The sequence below is a fragment of the Acidimicrobiia bacterium genome, assembly GCA_036271555.1.
GTDB lineage: Bacteria > Actinomycetota > Acidimicrobiia > IMCC26256 > PALSA-610 > DATBAK01.
On the sequence record DATBAK010000103.1, the window covers coordinates 1 to 23,599 of the forward strand.

Annotated in this window: 17 protein-coding genes; 9 read left to right on the top strand and 8 right to left on the bottom strand. The window is 71.0% G+C overall.

Annotation, left to right across the window (positions count from 1 at the left end):
* Nucleotides 1–437: 437 nt before the first annotated feature.
* The 7 genes from VH914_22315 to VH914_22345 all read left to right on the top strand — a co-directional run bounded on the left by VH914_22315 (nt 438) and on the right by VH914_22345 (nt 8,484).
* Nucleotides 438–1,214 (top strand): FkbM family methyltransferase, encoded by a 777-nt coding sequence (locus VH914_22315; GenBank protein HEX4493953.1) that lies wholly within the window; start codon nt 438–440, stop codon nt 1,212–1,214.
* 38 nt (nt 1,215–1,252) lie between these two features.
* Nucleotides 1,253–2,686 (top strand): dihydrolipoyl dehydrogenase, encoded by a 1,434-nt coding sequence (lpdA, locus tag VH914_22320; GenBank protein ID HEX4493954.1) that lies wholly within the window; start codon nt 1,253–1,255, stop codon nt 2,684–2,686.
* Nucleotides 2,687–2,702: 16 nt separating this feature from the next.
* The gene (locus VH914_22325; GenBank protein HEX4493955.1) at nt 2,703–4,103 is read left to right on the top strand and encodes a dihydrolipoamide acetyltransferase family protein; all 1,401 of its coding nucleotides are present in this window, start codon (nt 2,703–2,705) and stop codon (nt 4,101–4,103) included.
* The gene (gene lipA / locus VH914_22330; GenBank protein ID HEX4493956.1) at nt 4,100–5,845 is read left to right on the top strand and encodes a lipoyl synthase; all 1,746 of its coding nucleotides are present in this window, start codon (nt 4,100–4,102) and stop codon (nt 5,843–5,845) included. The genes VH914_22325 and lipA overlap by 4 nt, the downstream gene beginning before the upstream one ends.
* Nucleotides 5,846–5,864: 19 nt before the next feature.
* Nucleotides 5,865–6,425 (top strand): pyridoxamine 5'-phosphate oxidase family protein, encoded by a 561-nt coding sequence (locus tag VH914_22335; GenBank protein HEX4493957.1) that lies wholly within the window; start codon nt 5,865–5,867, stop codon nt 6,423–6,425.
* A 96-nt stretch (nt 6,426–6,521) separates the two neighbouring features.
* A complete protein-coding gene (locus VH914_22340; GenBank protein HEX4493958.1) occupies nt 6,522–7,607 on the top strand; it encodes a Xaa-Pro peptidase family protein in 1,086 nt (361 codons plus the stop codon).
* Nucleotides 7,608–7,617: 10 nt separating this feature from the next.
* Nucleotides 7,618–8,484, top strand: a complete 867-nt coding sequence (locus tag VH914_22345) for a hypothetical protein (GenBank protein ID HEX4493959.1) — start codon at nt 7,618–7,620, stop codon at nt 8,482–8,484.
* 44 nt (nt 8,485–8,528) lie between these two features.
* On the opposite strand, the gene VH914_22350 is transcribed toward VH914_22345, so the two are convergent.
* The 4 genes from VH914_22350 to metH are packed head-to-tail and all read right to left on the bottom strand — an operon-like array spanning nt 8,529 to nt 17,165.
* Complete coding sequence (locus tag VH914_22350; protein HEX4493960.1) at nt 8,529–10,139, bottom strand: methyltransferase domain-containing protein; 1,611 nt, start codon at nt 10,137–10,139, stop codon at nt 8,529–8,531.
* On the bottom strand, nt 10,140–12,149 hold the full coding sequence (locus VH914_22355) for a hypothetical protein (GenBank protein ID HEX4493961.1): 2,010 nt from the start codon (nt 12,147–12,149) through the stop codon (nt 10,140–10,142).
* Nucleotides 12,146–13,597 carry a hypothetical protein gene (locus tag VH914_22360; protein ID HEX4493962.1) on the bottom strand — a complete coding sequence of 484 codons (1,452 nt, stop codon included), beginning with the start codon at nt 13,595–13,597 and terminating at the stop codon, nt 12,146–12,148. Before VH914_22360 ends, VH914_22355 begins: the two co-directional genes overlap by 4 nt.
* A gap of 40 nt (nt 13,598–13,637) precedes the next feature.
* Nucleotides 13,638–17,165, bottom strand: coding sequence for a methionine synthase (metH, locus tag VH914_22365; GenBank protein ID HEX4493963.1), 3,528 nt, complete (start codon nt 17,163–17,165; stop codon nt 13,638–13,640).
* A gap of 137 nt (nt 17,166–17,302) precedes the next feature.
* Between metH and VH914_22370 the strand changes: the two genes are divergently transcribed.
* Nucleotides 17,303–17,851, top strand: coding sequence for a cob(I)yrinic acid a,c-diamide adenosyltransferase (locus VH914_22370; GenBank protein HEX4493964.1), 549 nt, complete (start codon nt 17,303–17,305; stop codon nt 17,849–17,851).
* Nucleotides 17,852–17,858: 7 nt separating this feature from the next.
* The gene (locus tag VH914_22375) at nt 17,859–19,346 is read left to right on the top strand and encodes a leucyl aminopeptidase (protein HEX4493965.1); all 1,488 of its coding nucleotides are present in this window, start codon (nt 17,859–17,861) and stop codon (nt 19,344–19,346) included.
* Nucleotides 19,347–19,398: 52 nt separating this feature from the next.
* Here VH914_22375 and VH914_22380 read toward each other — a convergent pair whose 3' ends face one another.
* From VH914_22380 to moeB, 4 genes are all read right to left on the bottom strand, one after another.
* Complete coding sequence (locus VH914_22380; GenBank protein ID HEX4493966.1) at nt 19,399–20,685, bottom strand: permease; 1,287 nt, start codon at nt 20,683–20,685, stop codon at nt 19,399–19,401.
* A 4-nt stretch (nt 20,686–20,689) separates the two neighbouring features.
* Entirely contained in the window at nt 20,690–20,983 is a 294-nt protein-coding gene (locus VH914_22385) for a metal-sensitive transcriptional regulator (GenBank protein ID HEX4493967.1), read from the bottom strand.
* A 103-nt stretch (nt 20,984–21,086) separates the two neighbouring features.
* Nucleotides 21,087–22,334, bottom strand: a complete 1,248-nt coding sequence (locus VH914_22390; GenBank protein HEX4493968.1) for a L,D-transpeptidase — start codon at nt 22,332–22,334, stop codon at nt 21,087–21,089.
* A gap of 79 nt (nt 22,335–22,413) precedes the next feature.
* Complete coding sequence (gene moeB / locus VH914_22395; protein ID HEX4493969.1) at nt 22,414–23,595, bottom strand: molybdopterin-synthase adenylyltransferase MoeB; 1,182 nt, start codon at nt 23,593–23,595, stop codon at nt 22,414–22,416.
* Nucleotides 23,596–23,599: the final 4 nt, after the last annotated feature.

The window sequence follows — 23,599 nt, forward strand, 5'->3', positions numbered from 1 at the left end:
GCGACCATTCGAGCGGAGCGGGTGAGTGGGTGCCGCGAGCTGCGGTCGGAGTGCCGTGCCGAGACGAGCGAGGACGCGACCATTCGAGCGGAGCGGGTGAGTGGGCGCCGCGACCGCGGTCGGAGTCCCGTGCCGAGACGAGCGAGGACGCGACCATCGGAGCGGAGCGGGTGAGTGGGTGCCGCGACCGCGGTCGGAGTCCCGTGCCGAGACGAGCGAGGACGCGACCATCGGAGCGGAGCGGGTGAGTGGGCGCCGCGAGCTGCGGTCGGAGTCCCGTGCCGAGACGAGCGAGGACGCGACAATCGAAGCGGACCGCGCACCCGCGAGCGAGAATGACGCCGTGAGCACCCGCACGCTGCTGATCCTCGCGGCGCTCACCGGTCTGCTCATCCTCGTGGCGTTCGCGCTGCAGGTCGTGGTCTCCCGGTGAGCCGATGGGGCGCCTGACCGTCGAGGCCCGGCGCCGCGCGTTGCGCGCGATCTCGGGGTCGCGCCTCGAGGCTCCGTTGCGGAGCCTGCACACGCGGCTGACCCGGAGTGGCGCGGCGCGCTACGACCGGCTCGCGACCGAGATCATGAGCCGTGTGCTGCGCGCCGACTCGGCGTGCATCGACGTCGGCTGCTACCGCGGGCAGATCCTGCGCGAGATGCAGCGGCTCGCACCGCAGGGCCTTCACATCGCGTACGAGCCGGTGCCCGCGAACTACGAGTGGCTCGTCGCGCACTTTCCGGACGTCACGATCCATCCGTGCGCGTTGAGCGACGCGCCCGGCACCGCGACCTTCCAGCACGTGCAGGGTCGCCCCGCGCGCAGCGGGCTGCGGCGCGTGCCGTACCCCGATGCCGACGAGGTGGTCGTCGAGATCGAGGTCGCGATCGACACGATCGACCGCACGGTGCCCTCGGGCACCGTGATCGAGCTCGTGAAGATCGACGTCGAGGGCGCGGAGCTCCAGGTCTTCCGCGGCGCGGCGCGTGTGCTCGACGAGTGTCACCCCACGTTGCTCTTCGAGCACGCGCCGTACACCGCCGCCGCGTACGGCACGACACCCGCGGCACTCCACGCGCTGCTCACGGGCGAGCACGGCTACGGCGTCTCCCGATTCGACGACTGGCTCGCCGGGAGGCCCGCGCTCGGCGCCGCGGAGTTCATCGAGGAGGTCGAGCAGGGCCGCTCGACGAACTTCGTGGCCACGGTGCCGCCCCGCTGACCAAGCCGGGCGCGTGGTCCCGCGATCGATGGGGAAGAATGGCGGGACAGCCCGGCGAGCACGAAGAGGTGAGTCCCACGGCCGAAGAGTTCGATGTCGTGATCATCGGCGGCGGCCCCGGCGGGTACGCCGCCGCGCTCTACGGCGCGTCGGCCGGTCTCCACATCGCGATGATCGAGGAGAGTCGCGTCGGCGGGACCTGCCTGAACTGCGGCTGCATCCCCGCCAAGGAGCTGCTCGAGACCGCGACCGTGCTGCGCACCGTGCGCGGCGCCTCGACGTTCGGCGTCGAGGTCGGTGACGCGCTGGTCGACCTCTCGGTCAGCCAGGTTCGCAAGCAGCAGGTCGTCGACCGGCTGGTCGGCGGGCTCGAGACCCTGCTGAAGGGCCGCAAGGTCACGGTCGTGCCCGGCACCGGCACGCTCGTCGGCGGTCCGGGGCCGAGCCACCTCGTGCGCGTCTCGGACGGCACCGAGCTACGCGGCACGAACGTGGTGCTCGCGACCGGGTCGTGGCCACGCGCGCTGCCGGGCTACGAGTTCGACGGCACGCGCATCCTCTCCTCCGAACACGTGCTCACGCTCGACCATGTGCCCGAGCGGACCGCCGTGATCGGCGGCGGCGCGATCGGTTGTGAGTTCGCGTCGTTCCTCGTCGACGTCGGCAGTCAGGTCACCGTGCTCGAAGCGCTGCCGCAGGTGCTCGGCGCGGTCGACAAGCAGGTCGCGCAGCTCGCGGTGCGCCAGTTCGCGAAGCGCGGCATGCAGGTGTTCACGGGGGTGACGGTCGCCAATCCCGAGATGGGTGAGAAGTCCGTCGTCGTGCCGTACCGCACCGAGAAGGGCGAGGAACGGCTCGAAGTCGACGCGGTGATCGTGAGCATCGGTCGCAGCCCGCGATCGTCGGGCGCGGGGATCCGTGAGGCGGGTGTCGTCGTCGACGAGCGCGGTTTCGTCGCCGTCGACGCGCAGATGCGCACGAACGTCGCGGGTGTCTACGCGGTCGGCGACCTCGTCGCGACGCCCCAGCTCGCGCACGTCGGCTTCGCCGAGGCGATCATCGCGATCAAGGCGATGCTCGGCGAGGACCCGGCCGGGCTCGACTACGGCAAGGTGCCGTGGGGCATCTACTGCCATCCCGAGGTCGCGTTCTGCGGCATGACCGAGGAGCAGGCGCGCGCCGCGGGCCACGACGTCGTGACCTCGGTCCACCGTTTCGGCGGCAACGGCCGCGCGCTGATCGTCGGCGAGCCCGACGGCCTCGTGAAGATCGTGGCCGAGCGCGACGGGCCGTTGCTCGGCGTGCACATCGTCGGTCCGTGGGCGACCGAGCTGATCGCCGAGGGCTACCTGTCGGTGAACTGGGAGGCGACGGCGGCCGATCTCGGCCTGCTCATCCATGCCCACCCCACCTTGAGCGAGCTGTTCGGGGAGTCGGCGCTCGCGCTGACCGGCCGCAGCCTGCACGGCTGAAGAGAGGATTCGCAGCGTGGATGTCACGATGCCGCAGCTCGGTGAGACCGTCACCGAGGGAACGATCACGAAGTGGTTCAAGCAGGTCGGCGAGCAGATCAAGGCCGACGAGCCGCTGTTCGAGGTGTCGACCGACAAGGTCGACTCCGAGGTCCCCGCGCCGACGTCGGGCGTCGTGAGCGAGATCCTCGTGCCCGAAGGCGAGACGGTCGCGGTCGGTGTGAAGCTCGCGGTCATCGGCGACGCTTCCGCCGGCGGTGCCGCCGCGCCGGCGCCCGCCGAGGCGGAAGCACCCGCACCGGAGGCACCGGCACCCGAGGCACCGGCACCCGCGCCCGCGCCGCAGCCCCAAGCCCAGGCCGTGCCCGTCGCGCCGACCCCGCCGCCCGCTCCCGCACCGGCACCTGCGGCGCCGGCACCGGCGCCCGCGGCACCCGCGACCAACGGCGTGCCCGCGGGCACGGTCACGTCGCCACTCGTGCGCAAGCTGCTGAACGAGTACGACCTCGACGCGGGCCAGATCCGCGGTACCGGCGACGGCGGTCGCATCACGCGCAACGACGTGCTCGACGCCGCGCGCTCACGCGGCCCCGCCGCGCCGGCCACGGCTCCCGCACCGGCCGCGCCCACGACTCCCGCACCGGCCCCACCGGCCGCGCGGGCTCCCGCGGTCGTCGCGCCCGCGCCCGTCGCGCGCGCCGCGGGCGACACGGTCGTCGAGTTCGACAACATCCGTCGCCGCACCGCGGAGCACATGGTGCGGTCGAAGGCGACGAGCGCGCACGTCTACACGTCGGTCGAGGTCGACTACGAGCGCATCGAGCGGGTGCGGCGCGCGCACGGCGATCGCTTCCGCGCCGAAGAGGGCTTCACGCTCACGTACCTCCCGTTCATCTGCCGCGCGTTCTCCGACGTCGTACGCCAGTACCCGAACGTGAACGCGAGCGTCGACGGCGACTCGCTGATCGTGCATCACGACATCCACCTCGGCATCGCGGTCGACCTCGACTTCAGGGGCCTGCTCGCGGTCGTCGTCCGTAACGTCGACGGCAAGCGTCTGCGCCTCATCGCGCGCGAGATCCGCGACCTGGCGACCCGCGCGAAGCAGCGCACGCTCACGCCCGACGAGGTGGTCGGCGGCACGTTCACGATCACGAACATGGGTCCGTTCGGCACCGCGTTGACGTTGCCGATCATCAACCAACCGCAGGTCGCCATCCTCGCCACCGACGCGATCACGAAGAAGCCGGTCGTCGTCGAGGGCCCCGACGGCGAGGACACGATCGCGATCCATCACGTCGGCCACCTCGCGCTCGCGTGGGACCACCGTGCGTTCGACGGCGCCTACGCGGCCGCGTTCCTCGACGCACTCCGCACCGAGCTCGAGGACCACGACTGGGAACCCGAGTTGGCATGAGCGCGCCCCTCCGGGTTCGCTGGCTCGGGCGCGTGCCCTACGCCGAGGCCGAGACCTTGCAGCGCGCGCTGCACGGCGGGTCGACCGACGATTACCTGCTGCTGCAGGAGCACCCGCACGTCTACACGTTGGGGTCGCGCGCCGATCTGCGCCACGTGCTCGTGCCGCCCGAGTCGGTGGGGGCGGAGCTGATCCGGGCCGACCGCGGCGGCGACGTCACGTATCACGGCCCCGGCCAGCTCGTGGGGTACCCGATCCTCTCGCTCGACGAGTGGCGCGCGGGTCAACGCGACGTCGTCGCGTACGTGCGGCGATTGGAGTCGGTGCTCGTCGCGGTGCTCGCCGACTTCGGTATCGAGTCGGTGCCGTGCCTCGACGGCCTCACCGGCGTGTGGGTCGGCGGCGAGAAGGTCGCGGCGATCGGCGTGCGCGTCGCGGGCGGTCGCACGCGCCACGGCTTCGCGCTCAACGTCGATCCCGATCTCACGATGTTCTCGCACATCGTTCCCTGCGGCATCGCGGATCGCGGCGTCACGTCGATGGCGCAGGTGCTCGGTCGCGCGCCCGACATGCGAGCGGTCGTCGACCGCGTCGTCGCGCGCTTCGCCGCGGCGTTCGAGCCCGACGAGCTCGAGCGTCAGGACGTCGTGTGGCGGGAGACCGCAGCCGACCTGTCCGCGTTCAGTGCTTCTGTCGGGCTCGCACGCTTCGCCCTCCCGGACGCCTCGGTCTCCAGCTCGGAAGAGCCGCGAAGCGCCTCGGCCGTCGCCGCGGGAACCCGCGCTTCCGACTCGACCGGAGCCGTGCCGGTGCGGCTCCTGGGCCGCCTGGCCGAAGCGGGGGTCGGTCCGCCGACCGCGGGCGCGCGTCCCGAGTGGATGCGGGTGAAGGCCCGCTTCGGCGACGGCTTCCTCGACGTGAAGAAGCTCGTGCGCGACCTCGACCTGCACACCGTGTGCGAGTCGGCGGGTTGCCCGAACATCTTCGAGTGCTGGGCCGACCGCACCGCGACGTTCATGATCCTCGGCGACCGCTGCACGCGCGCGTGCGGGTTCTGTCTCGTCGATACGCGCAAGCCGCTCGCCGTCGATCCCGGCGAACCCGAGCGCGTCGCGCACGCGGTGAAGACGATGGGCCTCGAGCACGCGGTCATCACGTGCGTCGCGCGCGACGACCTGCCCGACGGCGGCGCGGCCGTGTTCGCGGCGACGATCCGCGCGATCCGGCGCGTGAGTCCGGGGACGGGGGTCGAGGTGCTGATCTCCGACTGCCACGGCGCCGCCGACGCACTCGCCACGATCTTCGACGCGCGCCCGGACGTGCTCGCGCACAATCTCGAGACGGTCGCGCGGCTGCAGCGCGCGGCGCGACCATCGGCGGGGTACGCGCGCTCGCTCGCGGTGCTCGCGCGCGCGAGCGATGCCGGGCTCGTCACGAAATCGAGCGTGATCCTCGGCATGGGCGAGACCGAAGCCGAGGTGCGCGGCGCGCTCGCCGACCTGCGCGGCGTCGGCGTCGACATCGTCACGCTCGGCCAGTACCTCCAGCCCACCGCTCGCCATCTGCCGATCGCGCGCTGGTGGACGCCCGAGGAGTTCGATCGGTTGCGCGGGGCCGGCGAAGCGCTCGGCTTCGCGCACGTCGAGTCGGGGCCCCTCGTCCGCTCCAGCTACCACGCCAAGCGAAGCCTCCACGAGGCTTCACCGAATCTGCCGGAAACGATCGCAGTCCCCGGACGGTGACCTGAGAGACTCGGGGCTCATGGGCAAGGTCCTCGACGAGATCGGTCCCGACCTGGCGGCGTGGATCGCCCGGCAGCCGATGTTCTTCGTGGCCACCGCGCCGAGCGGCGCCGACGGTCACGTCAACGTGTCGCCCAAGGGCCTCGCCGGCCTCGCGGTGCTCGGGCCGCACCGCTGCGCGTACCTCGACCTCACCGGGAGCGGAGTCGAGACGATCGCCCACGTGCGCGAGAACGGCCGCATCACCATCATGTTCTGCGCGTTCGAGGGTGCGGCGCGCATCGTCCGCTTCCACGGTCGCGGGGTCGTGCACCCGCTCGACTCCGCGGGCTTCGACGCGCTCGCGTCGGAGTTCCCGGAGCTGCCGGGCCGGCGGGCGATCATCGAGATCGAGGTGACGCGCGTGTCGACGTCGTGCGGCTTCGGCGTGCCGCGCATGGAGCTCGTCGGCGAGCGCGACGAGCTGCTGAAGTGGTCGGACCGCAAGGATGACGACGAGCTCGCCGAGTACCACCACACGAGGAACGCGACGAGCATCGACGGCATCCCGAGCCATCTCGACTCCGAGCCGGTGTCATGAGCGACTCGGTGTCATGAGCAGCCAGGTGCAGGCCGAAGGCGCGGTCAGCAGTGGCGACCGAAACGGCTCGCTTCGAACGCCGAAGGTCGGAGCCGCATGAGCGGCTACTCCGACCGCATCGCGCGCGTGCGCGCGCGCATGGACGACGCGGGCGTCGACGTCGTGCTCCTCTCGGTCGGCGCCGACCTGCCGTACCTCACGGGCTACGAGGCGATGCCGCTCGAACGGCTCACGATGCTCGTGCTGCCGCGCCGCGGCGACGCGCAGCTCGTCGTCGCGCGGCTCGAAGCACCGCGAGTGGCGCCGCAACCCGACTTCGAGATCGTCCCGTGGTCGGAGCCCGGCGATCCGATCGCGCTCGTCGCGAGCATGGTCGGCGGCGCGCAGCAGGTCGCGATCGGCGATCAGACCTGGGCCGGGTTCGCGCTCGACCTCCAGCGCGCGCTGCCGAAGGCGGAGTTCCGGCGCGCCTCGCGCATCGTGAGCGCGGTGCGCGCGGTGAAGGACGCCGACGAGATCGCGGCCCTCCGCGCGGCGGGCGCCGCGGTCGACACGGTCGCGGCCGACATGCGCGCCCGGCCGTTCGCGGGTCGCACCGAGCTCGACGTGCACCGCGAGCTCGTCGACCGCATGCTCGAGCTCGGTCATCAGCACGCCAACTTCGCGATCGTCGGCGCGGCCGATCACGCCGCGAGCCCGCATCACGAGCCCGGCGCGCGCGTCATCAACGACGGCGACGTCGTCCTCTGCGACTTCGGCGGCACGATGAACGGCTACTGCTCCGACATCACGCGCATGTTCCACGTCGGCGAGCCCGGCACCGAGGTGCGCGACACGTACGCGGTCCTGCAGGACGCGCAGGAGGCCGGTGTGCGCGCCGCGCAGGTCGGCACGCCGTGCGAGGCGGTCGACGCGGCGGCGCGCTCGGTCATCGCGAGCGCGGGTCTCGGCGAGCACTTCATCCACCGCACGGGCCACGGCATCGGCGTCGAGGCGCACGAGGATCCGTACATCGTCGCGGGCAACACCGATGCGCTCGTCGCCGGCAACGCGTTCAGCGTCGAGCCCGGCATCTATCTCGCCGGCCGTTTCGGCCTGCGGCTCGAGGACATCGTCGTCGCGACCGCGGCCGGACCCGAGCGACTCAACCACGCCGACCGCGGCATCGCCGTCGTCGGCTGATCCCCACCGCGTGAAGCTCGACGGCGGCGTCTTCCTGCTCCAGTGGGCCACCGGCGGCCTGCTGTTCGCGTGGGTGACGACGCGCCGGCGCGAGGTCGGCCTCGGCTACGGCTGGTTGCTGCGCAGCGTCTACGGCGCGTTCGCGATCGGCGGCGCGGTCGTGCTCGCGGCCGAAGGGCTCGACCGGCCCGCGCAGGTGATCGCGTTCGGCGCCTCGGTCACGACCGCGATCGCGACCGCGTGGGTGCTCTCGATGTCGGTCGCGCGCCGCGCCGCGGGCGTGAGCGGCGCGACCGCGCATCGCGAGGAGCGGCGCGCGCGCGTCCGCGCCATGCTTCCCGCGGGAACGGTCGCCGACGATGCCGCGACCACCGATGATCGCGAGTTCGATCCCGCGCTCGATCTGATCGCGCCGGTGATCGGTGCCGTCGGGCTGCTCGCGGCGTCGCAGTTCAGCGGCGGACCGGTGGCGCTCGCGGCCGCGCGGCTGCTCGTCGGCGCCGCGTTCCTCGGTTGCGTGAGCGACGGGATGCTGCTCGGCCACTGGTACCTCGTGCAGCCGGGTCTGCCGCGCGACGCGGTGAAGCAGCTCGTGCGGCTCACCGCGATCGTGTGGCCGCTCGAGGTCGCGGTGATGCTGTGGCCGACGGGCATGGTGCAGGTGCTGAACGGCACCGTCGACGACGGCTGGAACGGCATCCTCGGCTGGACGTGGCTCGCGTGCGCGGTGTCCACGATCGCGCTCGTGGGCGTGACGTGGGCGGCGTTGAAGGAACGCAGCTACTCCGCGGTGATGGCCGCGACCGGTCTGCTGTACCTCGCGATCCTCACCGCCTTCGGCACCGACCTGCTCGCCCGCGCAGTGCTGCGTCCGTAGCGCTCTGGTCGCGCTCGCTTCGCTCGCCGCTCCTGCGAGACCGCTCAGCCTGAGCGGCGCGGATCGGTGGCGACGCCGACGAGCCACGGGAACACCGGCAGCACGCGCACCGACTCGAAGTGCCGTCCGAGCAACTTCTCGAGGCGCCGGCGCGTGAAGAACTGGAGGTGCTCGGGATCGTTGCCGAGCCGGCCGACGTTCTTGCCCCGCGCGAAGTTGCCGAGCCGGAACCACGGTTCCCACGGCACCGACACCACGCAACCTCGGCCGGCGACGCGGGCGAGCTCGCGCACCGCGGGCTCGGGATCGGTGAGGTGCTCGAGCACCTCGATGCACGTCGTGAGCGGCACCGCGGCGTCGCGCAACGGCAGCATGCCCGCGTCGGCGACGACGCCGTGCAGGCCGTCGAGCAGATCGCGCGCGCAGCGGATCTTGTCGCTGCGGTACTCGACGCCGACGACGACCGTGCCGTCGGGCCGGATCCGCTCGAGCGCGAGCCCTTCGCCGACGCCGATGTCGGCGAGCACCTCGCCCGGTGGCGCGAGCGTCGCGATCTCCGCGCGCAGCCGCGTCGCCCACCGACCGATCAGCTTCTGCACGACGGGGTTGCCGGTGGAGTACTTCTTCGCGTCCTGACCGGCGGCCTGCTCGGGTGCGCCCGGCGCGAGCCCGAGGGGCCGGCGCGGGCTGTCGGCGGCCGGGTCGGCGGACATCGCGCGCACCGTACCCGCGGCGCGCCGGCGGCGCAGGCGGTGCGTGCCGCTGCCACCGATCAGCGTGGCCTCGGCGACGATCGACACCAACCGCTGGCCGATGGCCGCGCCGAGCACGACCCCGGAGGTGAGCGGCGCGCGGAGCGCGGCGAGCAGCACGGCTTCGCGGATGCCGATGCCCGACGGGAACGGGATCGCCACGAAACCGATCCACCACGCCGTGGCGAACGCGGCGATCGCCGCGATGAACACGCCGGCATGGTGCGGTCTCGCGATGATCGCGAACGACACCGAGGCGGCCGCGGTCGCGACGACCGCCCACGCGTACGAGCGCAGGATCGCGCGTTGCGTCGGCACGAACGCGACGTCGAGCCGTGAGATCTTCCGCCCGACGAGCCGCAGTGCGGCCACCATCCAGCCCCGGTAGACGAGCGGCACGAGCAGCACGCTCGCGATCACGAGCACGCGGAACACGACCGGCAGGTCGGGCGCCGCGACCGCGGCGATCGCGCCGACCGTCGACGCGCCCGCGACCTGCGTGACCGCGAGCACGAAGAACGCGGTCGACGCGTCGCCGAGTCCGGCGCCCGCGTCGCGGCCGAGCGTCACGAGCCCGGCCGCCTGCCAGATGCCGCCGGGCACGTACTTGCCGAGCTGCGAGAAGTAGAAGCCGTGGCGCAGCGCGCGCCGGTCGGCCTGGTGCTCGAGCAGCGCCGACCACGCGCGCGACCAGAGCATGAGCGACACGAGGTAGACGACGAAGGCGAGACCGAGCCGCACCGGCGATCGGAGCAGCTTCTCCGACCGGCCCCACGTGTCGACGAGCGCGCCGACGAGGAACGCGAGACCCGCGATCGCGAGCACGACGCGCGCGACGCGGACGATCGTGCGCGGGCGCGCGCTCGGTGCCTGCTCCTCGGTCGGCTCGGGCTCGGTCTTCAACTACACACCCAGGAAGTGCGCGGCGCGCAGTTGCGCGTTCGTCAGCTGGTGTACCTGTACCACCTCGTCGCCGCCGATGGCGTTCTCATCCGACGGGAGCGCGTCGAGCCGGCGCAGCTGGGCCCGGTCGAGCGCGGGACCGCGGATCGACCCGTCGAGCCAGAGGGTGACGATCAGCGGCTGGTCGAGCACCTCGAGCGGCTCCGTGCGGAACCGCCGCAGCTGGGTGACCACCGCCGCGCTGACCCCGGCCGGATACCGGCGGTCGATGCGCGCCCGGGCGCCCGGAACCAGCTCCGCGCCCGCCCCCGCGGCCTGCTTCGCGAGCGCGTCGAGGAGCGCGGCGCGCTCGGGGGAGAAGTGGTCGGTCGTGATCAGGCGACCGGTTTGCTCGGGTGCAGTGAGGTGGCCGCTCGAGACGACGATCGCGGTCGGATCCGAGCCGACGACGTACCGGCGCGCGTTGCCGTACGGCTGCGTGTTGAAGTCCTGCACCTCGACGTGGATGCCCGCGCGCGCGAGCCGGTAGATCACGTACGGGCCGACCGACAGCTGCGCGGCGTAGCCGACGACGACGACGAGCACGGGCCGGCTGTGGTCGACGTGATCGAGCACGACCTTACCGACGCGCTTCTCGAGCGCGAACGAGGGCTTCTCGCGGTTGTGGTCGTCGGTGCCGTTGCCCGCGACGACGGCGACGACGACCAGCGCGGTGACGACGAGGAGTGCGATCGGAGTGACGGCCCCTGCGCGGTCGACGCCGCTCGGCACGAAGCGGCGCGCGAGCAGCGCGACCGCGATCCCGAGCGCGACGACGATCACGAACGACGCGGCCCACTCCCACCGGTAGAGGTTCACGCGCCACGACTCGGTGCTGAGCGGGATGTTGCCGCCGTTCACGAACCCCGCGAACAACAGCACCAGCGCAACGAGCGCGAGTCGTCCGAGCGTGCGGTCATGGCGGAGGCCGCGCCACGCGAGCCCGGCGAGCACCGCGATCACCACGACGCCGAGCGCGCCGCGATACGGCCCGACGCCTCCGAGGAAGAACGTGCCCGGTAGATCGGTCCTGGCGAGGATGGTCGGCAGCGTCACCGCGTGGAGCGACTGGTCGATTGCAGAGTCGAAGCCCATCGTCGGGCGGGTGTTGTCGAGGCTGAAGCGGACAATCTGCGTGAGGTTGCCGGGCCGGTCGACGATCTCGTTCAACGCAACGGGCACCCAGCACACGGCCGCGACCACGAGCGCATACACCGCGCCGCGGCGCGCGAGGCGTCCCGTCTCGGCGTCGCCGTTGCGCCGGCGAGCGCGCACGTGCACGACGATCGCGATCACGGCCGTGAGCCCGAGTGCGCCCACGACGATCCCGGCCGCGAGGTGTTGCTGCGCCGCGTAGGAACCGACGAACGCGGCGAGCGGGAGCAGCCGTATGTCGCCGTCGACGAGCGCCCACGCGAGCACGGCGCTGCAGAGCAGCGAGTACATCGTCATGTTCGAGCTCAGCGTGTCGGTCAGCACCGCGGTTCCCGCCGACCAGATCACGAGCAGCATCACGACGCCGGCCCAGAGCATCGCCGTCGTCCCGAGCCGACGGAACACGACCCACAGCGCGAGCAGCGCGAACGCGGCGTTGATCGCGGCCGCGGTGAGCAGTGGTCCGGTCGTCGAGCCGAGGATGCGCAGCGGCACCGCGAGGAGGTAGAACTCGATCGGCCCGGGATGGTTCGTCGCGATCTTGTCGCCGTAGAGCCCCGAGGTCGACGGCAGCCCCGTCAGTGGTGGATGTCGCGAGAACACGTCGAAGCTGCGCAGCGCGACGTTCGCTTCGTCGCCGCTCGGGATCCAGCCGTCGTGATAGGCGCGCACGAGCGCGACCGCGAACGGCACGAGCACGAGTACGAGCAGCGCGAGTGCGTACCCGCGCTCGCGACCGCGCAGGTTGCGGAGGTGATGCGGTGGCGCGGTCTCGGTGTCCTCGATCTCGTGGTCGCGCGCGACCGCGTCGGTCATACGGGCGCCGAACCCTCGTAGAGCCAGAAGTGCTCGTCGGGCACGATCCCATTGTCGTCGTGCACGAGCAGTCGGAGGTGTAACGACGTGTCGCGGAGCGGCGTGTTGATGAGCAACAGCACGTGCCGCCCGCCGGTGCGATAGCTGTCGAGCACGGCGCTGATCGGTTGCAGGTGCTCGCGCTTCGTGTCCCACACGATGTAGGTACCGAAGCGCGCGCCCGCGAGGTAGTAGATCGGCCGGTCGAGATAGCCCGCGACCGTCGACGACGCGGTGTCGGGCAACCCGATGATCTCGGTGTGGCCGAGGTCGTGCTGTTGGATGTAGTGCGCGATCGCGAGGCCGTTCGAGAACGGGTAGACGAGGTCGAGCGATGCCGCGAACACACCCGCGATCACTTGCACGACGAGCAGCACCGTGAGCACGTAGCGCCGCGTGTTCGGACGCGCGGTCGAGCGGCGCGCGGTCATCGTCGGCGCGAGCCACATCGCGGCGACGAGGCACAGGAAGATGTGGCCGACGTGACGGGATGCGGTCGCGGTCCCGATGCGCAGGTAGAGGAACGCCACGACGAGGCCCGCGCCCGCGACCCACACGACGAACGCGCCGAGCCGGTCGCGCAGGATCCACGCGAGCCCGACGAAGAGGAGCACTCCGAGCACGCCGACGATCGCGGCGCGCACGTGCAGGATGTTCGTGTTCCAGTACGAGTGCTTCAGCGCCGGGATCGGCACCAGCGCGCGCCAGATCGCCGCGCTCGACGACGCGCCGAGACCGAAGTCGACGCTCGTCAGCCAGTGGCCGTAGATGCCGGTGTCCTTCGGCGGGCGCGCGGCCTGCACGTACGCGATGAGGAGCCCGGCGAACGTGAGCACCGTGCCGATCGCGAGGGCGCCGGGCGCGGCGCGGTTCGGTTCGCGCGTGCGCCGGCGCAGCCACTCGTCGACGAGCAGTCCCGCGAGCACCGCGATCGCGACGATCGCGCCGAACGCGCTCGTGAGCGCGACGAGTCCGAGCAGCAGTCCGACGACCAGCCATGGTCGCCGACCGCTCGTCGCCGCGACCGCGAGCGTGACGACGAGCAGCATCGCACCGAAGCCGTAGCTGCGCGCGAGCACGCCGTACTCGTACAGCACGAAGTAGCCGAACACGAAGAGCAGCTTCTGCAGGAGCGTGAACGGCGCGCGCCACACCGCGACCGAGATCGTGATCGACGCGATGACGAGCTGGAGGAGTTGCATCGCGCCCGGCCCCGCGTGCGCGTGCGCGATCGGATAGAGCAGCCCGTACCAGAGGATCGGGTGGCCCTCGTAGCGCATGTTCTGCACCAGCGAGTGCACGCCGTGGCTCGCGCGCACGATCTGCCAGGCCTGGAGCTCGTCGCGCCAGAGCTCGTGCCGGAGGATCGTGACGCCGACGACGGCGATACCCGCGACGGCGATCGCCAAGCGGGCCACCGCATCGTGGCGCGGTGGCCCCGATGTGTCGTCAGGCAACGAAGTACTTGGCCTCGGGATGCGAGACGATGATCGCCGACGTGCTCTGCTCGGGAACGAGGTGGAACTCCTCGGTGAGTGAGACGCCGATGCGGTCCATCTCGAGGAGCTCCGCGAGCTTCGCCTGGTCGTCGAGGTCGGGGCACGCGGGATAGCCCCACGAGTACCGGGAGCCGCGGTACTGCTGACGGAACAGGCCCGCGACGGTCGGTCCGTCCTCGCCGGCGAAGCCCCACTCCTCGCGGATGCGGCGGTGCCACAGCTCTGCGAGCGCTTCGGTCATCTCCACCGACAGGCCGTGCAGCAACAGGTAGTCCTGGTACTGGTTCGCCTTGAACAGCTCCTGCTCGCGCTCGCTCGCGCGCGTCCCCATCGTCACGACGTGGAACGCCGCGTAGTCGGGCTCACCGGATTCGATCGGGCGGAAGAAGTCGGAGATGCAGAGGAACCGCTCGGTGCGCTGACGCGGGAAGTTGAAGCGCAGCCACTCCTGGTTGCGATCGTCGTCCTTCCACACGACGAGGTCGTTGCCCTCGCTGTTCACCGCGAAGTAGCCCCACGCCACGGCCGGGTTGAGGATGCCCTCGGCGCGTGCCTGCTCGATCTGCGCGCGCAGCATCGGTCGCAGCCGCTCGCGGAAGTCGTCGTCGTTCTCGTTCTTCGCCTTGTCGGGACGGAACTGCCATTGACCGCGGAACAGCGCGGTCTCGTTCAGGTAGGTCGCGATCTCGTCGAGCGGGATGCCCTTCGCGACGCGCGATCCGACGAACGGCGGTGCGTACACCGGCGCGTCGATCGCGACGTCGGAACGTGCCGGGATCTCGACGCTGTCGTCGATCGCCTTCGGCTCGTTGCGCCGGCTCGCGACGGAACGCTCGACGGGCACGGTGCCGAACTCGGGATCGAGGTTGCCGCTGCGCTTGCCCTCCATCAGTGTCTCGATCGTGCGCAGGCCCTCGAACGCGTCCTTCCCGTAGAAGACGCGGCCGTTGTAGATCTCGCGCAGGTCGTGCTCGACGTAGTTGCGCGTGAGCGCGGCGCCGCCGAGAAGCACGGGGATCTTCTCGAGCCCGCGCTCGTTCAGCTCCATCAGGTTCTCGCGCATGATCAATGTGCTCTTCACGAGCAGGCCGCTCATGCCGATCGCGTCGGCCTCCGTGCTCACCGCGGCCTCGACGAGGTCGTGGATCGGCACCTTGATGCCGAGGTTGTGCACCGTGTAGCCGTTGTTCGACAGGATGATGTCGACGAGGTTCTTGCCGATGTCGTGGACGTCGCCCTTCACGGTGCCGAGGACGATCGTGCCCTTGCCCGCGCCGTCGACGCGCTCCATGTGCGGCTCGAGGTGCGCGACGGCGGTCTTCATCGTCTCCGCGCTCTGGAGCACGAACGGCAGCTGCATCTGACCGCTGCCGAAGAGCTCGCCCACGACCTTCATGCCCGACAGCAGCACGTCGTTGACGATGCCGAGCGCCTCCATCGTCTGGAGCTGCTCGTCGAGGTCGGCCTCGATGCCGTCGCGCTCGCCGTCGATGATGCGGTGCTTCAGCCGCTCCGCGACCGGCCACCCCGATCGATCCTCGCGCTCGACCGCGCTCGCCTCGACGCCTTCGAACAACGCCATGAACTCGGTGAGCGGGTCGTAGTCGCGCCCATTGGAGGACTCCGGGCTCTGCTCCCCTCCGGTCGCTCCGCCCTCGTCGGCCTTGCGCCGGCGGTCGTAGATGAGGTCGAGCGCGACCTCGCGGTGGCGGTCGTCGATTTTGTGCATCGGCATGATGCGCGCCGCGTGCACGATCGCGGCGTCGAGGCCGGCTTCGCGACACTCGTGGAGGAACACGCTGTTGAGCACGTGGCGCGCCGCGGGCTTGAGCCCGAACGACACGTTCGAGAGTCCGAGGATCGTCGACACGCCCGGAAGCTCGGCCTTGATGCGCCGGATCGCCTCGATGGTCTCCATGCCGTCGCGGCGGAGGTCCTCGGTGCCCGCGCTGAGCGGGAAGGTCAGCGCGTCGAAGATCAGGTCGCTGCCGTCGAGCCCGTAGCGCTGGGTCGCGATGTCGTAGAGCCGGTGCGCGACCCGCAGCTTCCAGTCGGCGTCGCGCGCCTGGCCCTCTTCGTCGATCGTGAGGCAGATCACACCCGCGCCGTACTCACGCGCGAGCGAGAACACGCGGTCCATGCGCTTGCCCTCGGCCTCGCCCTCTTCGAGGTTCGCCGAGTTCACGAGCGCCTTGCCGCCGTGGTGCTGCAGACCGGCCTCGAGCACCGCGGGCTCGGTCGAGTCGAACACGAGCGGCAACGAGGCCTGGGTCGCGAAGCGGCCCGCGATCTCGTTCATGTCGATCGCGCCGTCGCGGCCGACGTAGTCGACACACACGTCGAGCACGTGCGCGCCTTCCTTCACCTGCTCGCGCGCCATCTGCACGCACGACTCCCAGTCGCCCTCGAGCATCGCGTCGCGGAACTTGCGGGAGCCGTTGGCGTTCGTGCGCTCGCCGACCGCGAGGTACGCGAGCTCCTGGTGGTACGGGACGTGGCTGTAGATCGACGAGCAGCCGGGCTCGAACTCGGGCGTGCGCGGCGTCGGCGCGCGGTCGTTGCCGAGTCGTTCGACGACGGCTTGGAGGTGCGCGGGAGTGGTGCCGCAGCACCCGCCGACGACGTTCACACCGAACTCGCTCACGAAGCGCTCGTGCGCGTCGGCGAGCTGCTCGGGTGTGAGGTCGTAGTGCGTGTGACCGTCGACGACCGACGGCAGACCCGCGTTCGGCAGGCACGACAGGAAGGTGCGGGCGTGCTGCGAGAGGTGCCGAAGGTGCTCCGTCATCTCCGACGGACCGGTCGCGCAGTTCATGCCGATGACGTCGGGCCGCAGTGCTTCGAGCGCGGTGAGCGCGGCGCCGATCTCCGAGCCGACGAGCATGCGCCCGGTCGTCTCCACCGTCACCTGCACCATCAACGGAAGCGTGCGGCCGACAGTGGCCATCGCGCGCCGGCAGGCGATGATCGCGGCCTTCGCCTGGAGGAGGTCGTACACGGTCTCGACGAGCAGCACGTCGGCGCCGCCCTCGACGAGACCGTGCGCCTGCTCCTCGTACGCGTCGCGCAGCGTGACGAAGTCGATGTGACCGAGCGACGGCAGCTTCGTGCCCGGGCCGATCGAGCCGATCACGAACCGCGGCCGGTCCGGTGTCGAGTAGCCGTCGGCGACCTCGCGGGCGATCTGCGCGGCGCGCACGTTGATCTCGTGCGACTTCTCGGGGATCTGGTACTCGTTCAGCACCAGGGAGAAGGCGCCGAAGGTCGCGGTCTCGACCGCGTCGACGCCGACGGCGAAGAACTGCGAGTGCATGTCCGCGATCTCGTCGGGCCGGGTGAGCACGAGGTGCTCGTTGCACCCCTCGAGGCTCGCGCCGCCGAAGTCGTCGGGACCGAGGTCGCGGCCCTGAACCCACGTGCCGAACGCGCCGTCGCAGATGAGGACCCGTTCGGCGAGGGTCTCGAGGAAGCCGTCCACGCCGTAAGGATAGGGGGCAGAAGGGACGGAACCCCCCGTTCGAAACCGGCCCGGCCCGAACCGGCGGCTGAGACGTCAGGAGCGGCGAGCGCAGCGAGCGCGACCGGAAAAACGCGGGGTCTTAGACTCCGACTCCGGTGAAGGTCTACACACGCACGGGTGACGACGGCTCGACCGGCCTCTTCCACGGTGGTCGCGTCGCCAAGAGCGCGGCGGGGCCGTCGGCGTACGGCACGGTCGACGAGGCGGTGAGCGCCCTCGGACTCGCGCGCGCCGACACCGAGCCCGGCTCCGAGCTGAACGACCTGCTGATCCGGCTCCAGCGCGAGCTGTTCGTCGCGGGCGCGGAGCTCGCGACGGCACCCGACCGGCGGCACCTGCTCGAACCCGGCGTCTCGCGTGTCACCCCCGAGATGGTCGGGGCGCTCGAGCCGATCATCGACGACGTCACCGCGCGCTTCGAGGCGCCACGCGAGTTCGTCCTGCCCGGCGAGAACCGCGTCGCGGCGGGCCTCGACCTGGCGCGCGCCGTCGTGCGCCGCGCCGAGCGGGAGGGCGTCGCCGCCACCGAGGAGGGCTGGCTCGAGGCCGCGAGCTCGGTCGTGCCGTACCTGAACCGCCTCGCCGATCTCGTCTACACGCTGGCCCGTTGGCAAGAGGGTCACTTCCGCGCAGTGCGCAGCTAGGAGCGTCATGTCCGTCAAGTTCTCGCTCGTGTCCGGATCCCCCGAGTCGGTGCGCGCCGACCTGCTCGCGGTGCCGGTGTTCGCCGACCGCGAGCTCGGGCCCGGAGCGGAGGAGGTCGACGCCGCGGTCGGTGGGGGCCTGCGCGACTTCATGGAGGAGACGGGCTTCGAAGGCAAGCCCGGCCAGACACTCGCGATCCCGACGAACGGCGCGCTCGGTGCGCGCGCCGCGATGCTCGTCGGCCTCGGTGCGCGCGACGAGATCACCACCGACGGTCTGCGGCGCGCGGGCGCCGCGCTCGCGAAGCGCGGTTCGAAGGTCGCGACCATCGCGACGACGTTGCTCGACGCCGCGCCCGACGCGATCGACCGCCGCGACGCGGCGCAGGCGGTCGTCGAAGGCGTCGCGCTCGGCAGCTACAAGTTCCTGCGGTACAAGGGCGAGGGCAAGCCGTCGAAGCTCGAGTCGGTGAAGCTCATCGGCCGCGGCGGCGCGCACATCCGCTCGGCCGTCGACCGCGGCGCGCGCATCGCGCAGGCGGTCGCGTGGGCGCGCGATCTCGTGAACGAGCCCGCCGAAGCGAAGTCACCCGAAGACATGGCCGCGCTCGCGAAGAAGCTCGGCACCGCGAACGGGCTCAAGGTGCAGGTGATGTCGGGCGCGCAGCTCGAACGCGCGCGGCTCGGTGGTGTGATCGGCGTCGGCAAGGGCTCGGAGCGCCCGCCGCGGTTCGTGAAGCTCGCGTACGAGCCTGCGGGTGCGAAGCACACGATCGCGTTCGTCGGCAAGGGCGTGGTGTTCGACTCGGGCGGGCTCTCGCTCAAGACCGGCGCGGGCATGGAGACGATGAAGACCGACATGGGCGGCGGCGCCGCGGTCATCGCGGCGATGTCGGTGCTGCGCGACCTCGGTGTGAAGACGCGCGTGCTCGGCTTCGTACCGCTCGTCGAGAACATGCCGAGCGGTTCGGCCATTCGTCCGGGCGACGTGTTGCGCATGCGGAACGGCAAGACGGTCGAGGTGCTGAACACCGACGCCGAGGGCCGGCTCATCCTCGCCGACGCGCTCTCACTCGCGGTCGAGGAGGAGCCCGACGCGATCATCGACCTCGCGACGCTCACGGGTGCGTGCGTGGTCGCGCTCGGCGAGGGCGTGGCCGGACTCATGAGCACGAGCGACTCGTGGAGCGCGCAGGTGCAGGGCGCGGCCGACGCCGCGGGCGAGTCGGTGTGGCCGCTCCCGCTACCCGTGAAGTACCGCAAGATGCTCGACTCCGAAGTCGCCGACATGCAGAACATCTCGCACGGCGGCTACGGCGGTGCGCTCACCGCGGGACTCTTCCTCAAGGAGTTCGCGGGCGACCTCCCGTGGGCGCACCTCGACATCGCGGGCCCCGCGCGCGCGGGCCGCGACGACGGCTATCTCATCCGTGGCGGCACCGGCTTCGGCGTCCGCACCCTCGTCGAGCTCGCGACCAACTTCACCAAGCCGTAGCGCGCTCCGTGCGCGAATCGCGGCCGTCCCGGCTTCTCGCGCGCTCGACCTACTACGTCGATCCGTGGCCCTTCGCCGCGCTCGTCGACGACGGAACGGCGTCGCGGTCGAAGCGGTCGGCGCAGTGGTCGGAGCAGAAGTAGTGACGGCTGCCCTCGTGCACGCGTGACGCGGGTGCGTTGGCCGTCTGCACCTGCATCCCGCACACGGGATCGATCGCGTAACCCTCACCACCGCCGAACCGCGCGCGGTTCCGGTACAGCCAGTACAGGTACGCGGCGAGCGCGAGGAACGCGATGTTGAGGAACGTCGTGTAGTTCCAGGCGAAGTGGGAGTCGACCATCGTCTGACTGCGGTCGTGCGGGACCGCGCCGAGCGCGGAGAACAGCTCCTCGACGATGAAGCCCGCGACCGTCATCACGGCCCAGAACCAGAGCAGCAATCGCAGCGCGACTCCTGTGCCGTAGTACTTGCGGTAGATCAGGAGCAGCGGGAGCGTGATGAGATCGGCGAACACGAACGCGATCACGCCGCCGAAGCTGATCCCGCCGTGCCAGAGCGCGGCCGCGAGCGGCACGTTCCCGATCGAGCACACGAACGCGATGATCGCGATGAAGGGGCCGACGACGACGTTCTCGATGGTCGTCACGACACCGTGCCCGTGGAGGAACACGTCGTTCCACGCCCGCACCGGTACCAGCACCGCGAGGAATCCGGCGACGACGTAGCCGATCACGAGCTCGCGTCGCAGCATCGTGAGGTCGGAGACCGTGTAGCTCGCGGCGTCGGACCACGCGGCCCGCGACCGCAACTTGTGCGACCACGGCTGCGCCTCGAGCGCGCCACCGTGCTCGTGGTCTTCGCTCTGCGCCTGCGTCAGATGTGCGCGCGCCCGCGTTGCGACCGCGCGGCCGAGCACGTAGGAGCCGGTCAGCGCGAGGAACGCGATCATGATCGGCCCGCCGATGAACTCGGCCGCCGCGAACTGCCAGCCGAGCAACACGAACAGCACGATGCCCAGCTCGAGCACGAGATTCGTCGACGCGAACATGAAGATCATCGCGGTCGTGAAGTCGGCACCCTTCTGGAAGAGCGACTTCGCCATCGCGGTCGCGGCGTACGAGCACGACGACGACACCATGCCCCAGCCGCTCGCGCGCGCGACGGACTTCGGTCGGTGATCGCCCATCGCGCGCTCGATGCGCTCGCGCGGCACGAACGCCTGCACCGCGCCGGAGAGCGTGAAACCGAGGATGAGCGGCCAGAGCGTCTCCCAGAACATGAAGAAGCCCTCGCGCAGGCTGCGCCCCACGTCCCCGACGAGGTCGACGCCGAGCATCACGTCACGACTTCACCAGTCGGGCGATCGCGGCCGACGCCTCGGCGACCTTGGCGTCGGCGTCGGGACCACCCGCGCTCACCGCGTCACGGACACAGTGGGCGAGGTGCGCGTCGAGCAGCTCGAGCGCGACGCCCTGCAGGGCCCGCGTCGCGGCCGACACCTGCGTCAGCACGTCGATGCAATAAGCGTCCTCGTCGACCATCCGCTGGAGCCCGCGGACCTGACCCTCGATCCGGCGCAGCCGCGACTGCACCGCCGCCTTCTCGGCGCTGTATCCCGGAGTGCTTGATGCCATACCCCAGTAGGGTACCAGGCGAGCTCGGGTCGGTCCAGTGGTACTGCGTTAACCCGGCATGCCGCGGTAACGCAGTACCACCGGGACGCGACCGGGCGAAACGTCAGCCGATGTCGGTGACGACGACGGGCGTGCCGACCGGGGCCCAGTCGTAGACGAAGTGCGCGGCGTCCTGGTTCATCCGCACGCAACCGTGCGATTCAGGGGTGCCGAGCAGCGCGTCGGGCTCGATCGGCTGCATCGTGTTGCGCGCGAGCGGGATGCCATGAATGTCGACGACACCGTGCGCGACCGGCGCGAACTTCAGCGTCCACGGCAGGAACAGTGCGCCGTCCGGCTCGAGCTGCACCTTGGCGAACACGTGATAGGTCCCGACCGAGGGCAGTCCGTGCTTCCCCGACACGAGCCACGAGTGCGAAACCTGACCGTTCGCCTCGACGAGCCACAGCCGCTGCTGATGGTTCGAGTACACGATGCGACGACCGCTTCCGGAGTTCGCCGGCAGCGGCGGTCCCGCGGGAACGGTCGCGATCCAGTAACCGTGCGCGGCCCGCGTGATGCCGACCGCCGCGGTCAGCGTCGAGCCCGCGCCACCGAGATACGGCGCGTTGCCGAGCGCGTACACGGAGCCGCTCGACGCGACGAGCCAGAGCCCCATCCCGCCCGGCGCGACCTGCACGCCGGTGATCGGCGCGCTCGGCGCCACGTTCGGGAACGGACGCGCGTCGCCGAAGGCGTAGAGGTGGCCGGTCGCGGTCACGATCCAGTAACCGTGTCCGGTCGGCGACGTCGTGATGCCGGCGACCGATGCACCGATCTGCATGCCGCCGGTCGAGCCGTAGAAGTGCGCGTCGCCGAAGCTGAAGATGCCGCCGTCGGACGCGACCAACCAGTAGCCGTGTCCGCTCGGCGTCGCGGCCATGCCGACGATCGGTTGGTTGAGGCGGATCGCGCCGGTCGAGCCGTAGAAGTGCGCGTCGCCGAAGCTGAAGATGCCGCCGTCGGACGCGACCAACCAGTAGCCGTGCCCGCTCGGCGTCGCCGCGAGCCCGACGACCGGTCGGTTCAGACGCAGCGCGCCCGTCGACCCGTAGAAGTGCGCGTCGCCATAGCTGAAGATGCCGCCGTCCTGCCCGAGCAACCAGTAGCCGTTGCCCGAGTGCGTCGACGCGATCGAGACGATCGGCGCGTTCAGCGCGGTGGACGGCGCGCCGAGCGCGGGCGCGCCACCGAAGCCGCGCACGGTGACGGGGCTCGACGCGGCGGCCGGCGCCACGCCGACGAGGGCGATGCCGATCGCGACCGCGACGCTGCAGAGGGACGCGAGCGCGATACGGAAGGTGCGAGTCATCCCTCTCCGATCGGCCGTCACGCGGCGAGTCTGAACGACCGCCCCCACCCGTCCCGATCCGTTCGCGAGGTGTGACGCCTCAGTGACTCAGCGTCGATCCGTCGGCGAGCACCGCGTGGGGCAGGCACAGGTCGTCGTACTCGGCGATGACGATCTGCGCGCCCTCGCCGCAGGCCGGGCACTGCGGGTCGCGGCGCACCTTGAACTCACGGAACGTCTGGTCGAGGGCGTCGTACGCGAGCAGGCGGCCGACGAGCGGGTCGCCGAGGTCGAGCACGATCTTGATCGCCTCGAGCGCCTGCACCGAGCCGACGATGCCGGGCAGCACGCCGAGCACGCCCGCTTCCGAGCACGACGGCGCGAGCTCCGGCGGCGGCGGCTCGGGGAGCAGGCAGCGGTAGCACGGCCCCTCGTACGGCTTGAAGACCGTGACCTGACCTTCGAACCGGAAGATCGAGCCGTGCACGACGGGCACGCGCGCGAGCAACGACGCGTCGTTGAGGAGATAGCGCGTCGGGAAGTTGTCGGTGCCGTCGACGACGACGTCGTAGCCGCTGATGATGTCGAGGACGTTGTCGGCACCGAGTCGCACGTCGTAGGTGACGACGTCGACGTCGGGGTTCAGCGCGGTGAGCGTCTTCTTCGCGGAGTCGACCTTGCGGTCGCCGACGCGCTCCATGTTGTGGAGGATCTGGCGCTGCAGGTTCGACTGGTCGACGACGTCCATGTCGACGATGCCGATCGTGCCGACACCCGCGGCCGCGAGGTACAGCGCGGCGGGCGAGCCGAGCCCGCCCGCACCGAGCAACAGCACCTTCGACTCGAGCAGCTTGCGCTGGCCCTCTTCACCGACTTCGGGCAGCAGGATGTGCCGGCCGTAGCGGTTGCGCTGCTCGGGCGTGAGCACCGCGGGCGTGATCCACTCCCGCCCCTCGTTCTTCCAGCGGCTGAAGCCGCCGGCCATCGACACGACGTCGGAGTAGCCGAGGTCGCTGAGCGTCTTCGCCGCGAACGCGCTGCGCGTGCCGCCGGCGCAGTAGATGACGATCGGCGCGTCCCGGTTCGTCAGCTTGTTCTCGGCCTGGCTCTCGAGGTGACCGCGGGGGATGAAGACCGAGCCGGGGATCATGCCCTGCTCGAACTCGTCGAGCTCACGGACGTCGAGGAAGGTCGCGCGGTCGAGCTCGGCCTCGGCCTCGGCGGGCGTGACCTCGCGGATCTGGCCCTTGGTCTGGTTCAGCAGCTCGCGGAAGCTCGCCAATGTG

What these genes read in the sequence shown, in the direction of transcription:
- VH914_22315 (HEX4493953.1), top strand. Translation starts at nt 438, where the DNA reads ATGGGGCGCCTGACCGTCGAGGCCCGGCGCCGCGCGTTGCGCGCGATC.
- VH914_22355 (HEX4493961.1), bottom strand. Translation starts at nt 12,149, where the DNA reads ATGACCGACGCGGTCGCGCGCGACCACGAGATCGAGGACACCGAGACC.
- VH914_22375 (HEX4493965.1), top strand. Translation starts at nt 17,859, where the DNA reads ATGTCCGTCAAGTTCTCGCTCGTGTCCGGATCCCCCGAGTCGGTGCGC.
- VH914_22380 (HEX4493966.1), bottom strand. Translation starts at nt 20,685, where the DNA reads ATGCTCGGCGTCGACCTCGTCGGGGACGTGGGGCGCAGCCTGCGCGAG.
- VH914_22390 (HEX4493968.1), bottom strand. Translation starts at nt 22,334, where the DNA reads ATGACTCGCACCTTCCGTATCGCGCTCGCGTCCCTCTGCAGCGTCGCG.
- lipA (HEX4493956.1), top strand. Translation starts at nt 4,100, where the DNA reads ATGAGCGCGCCCCTCCGGGTTCGCTGGCTCGGGCGCGTGCCCTACGCC.
- VH914_22335 (HEX4493957.1), top strand. Translation starts at nt 5,865, where the DNA reads ATGGGCAAGGTCCTCGACGAGATCGGTCCCGACCTGGCGGCGTGGATC.
- lpdA (HEX4493954.1), top strand. Translation starts at nt 1,253, where the DNA reads ATGGCGGGACAGCCCGGCGAGCACGAAGAGGTGAGTCCCACGGCCGAA.
- VH914_22340 (HEX4493958.1), top strand. Translation starts at nt 6,522, where the DNA reads ATGAGCGGCTACTCCGACCGCATCGCGCGCGTGCGCGCGCGCATGGAC.
- VH914_22385 (HEX4493967.1), bottom strand. Translation starts at nt 20,983, where the DNA reads ATGGCATCAAGCACTCCGGGATACAGCGCCGAGAAGGCGGCGGTGCAG.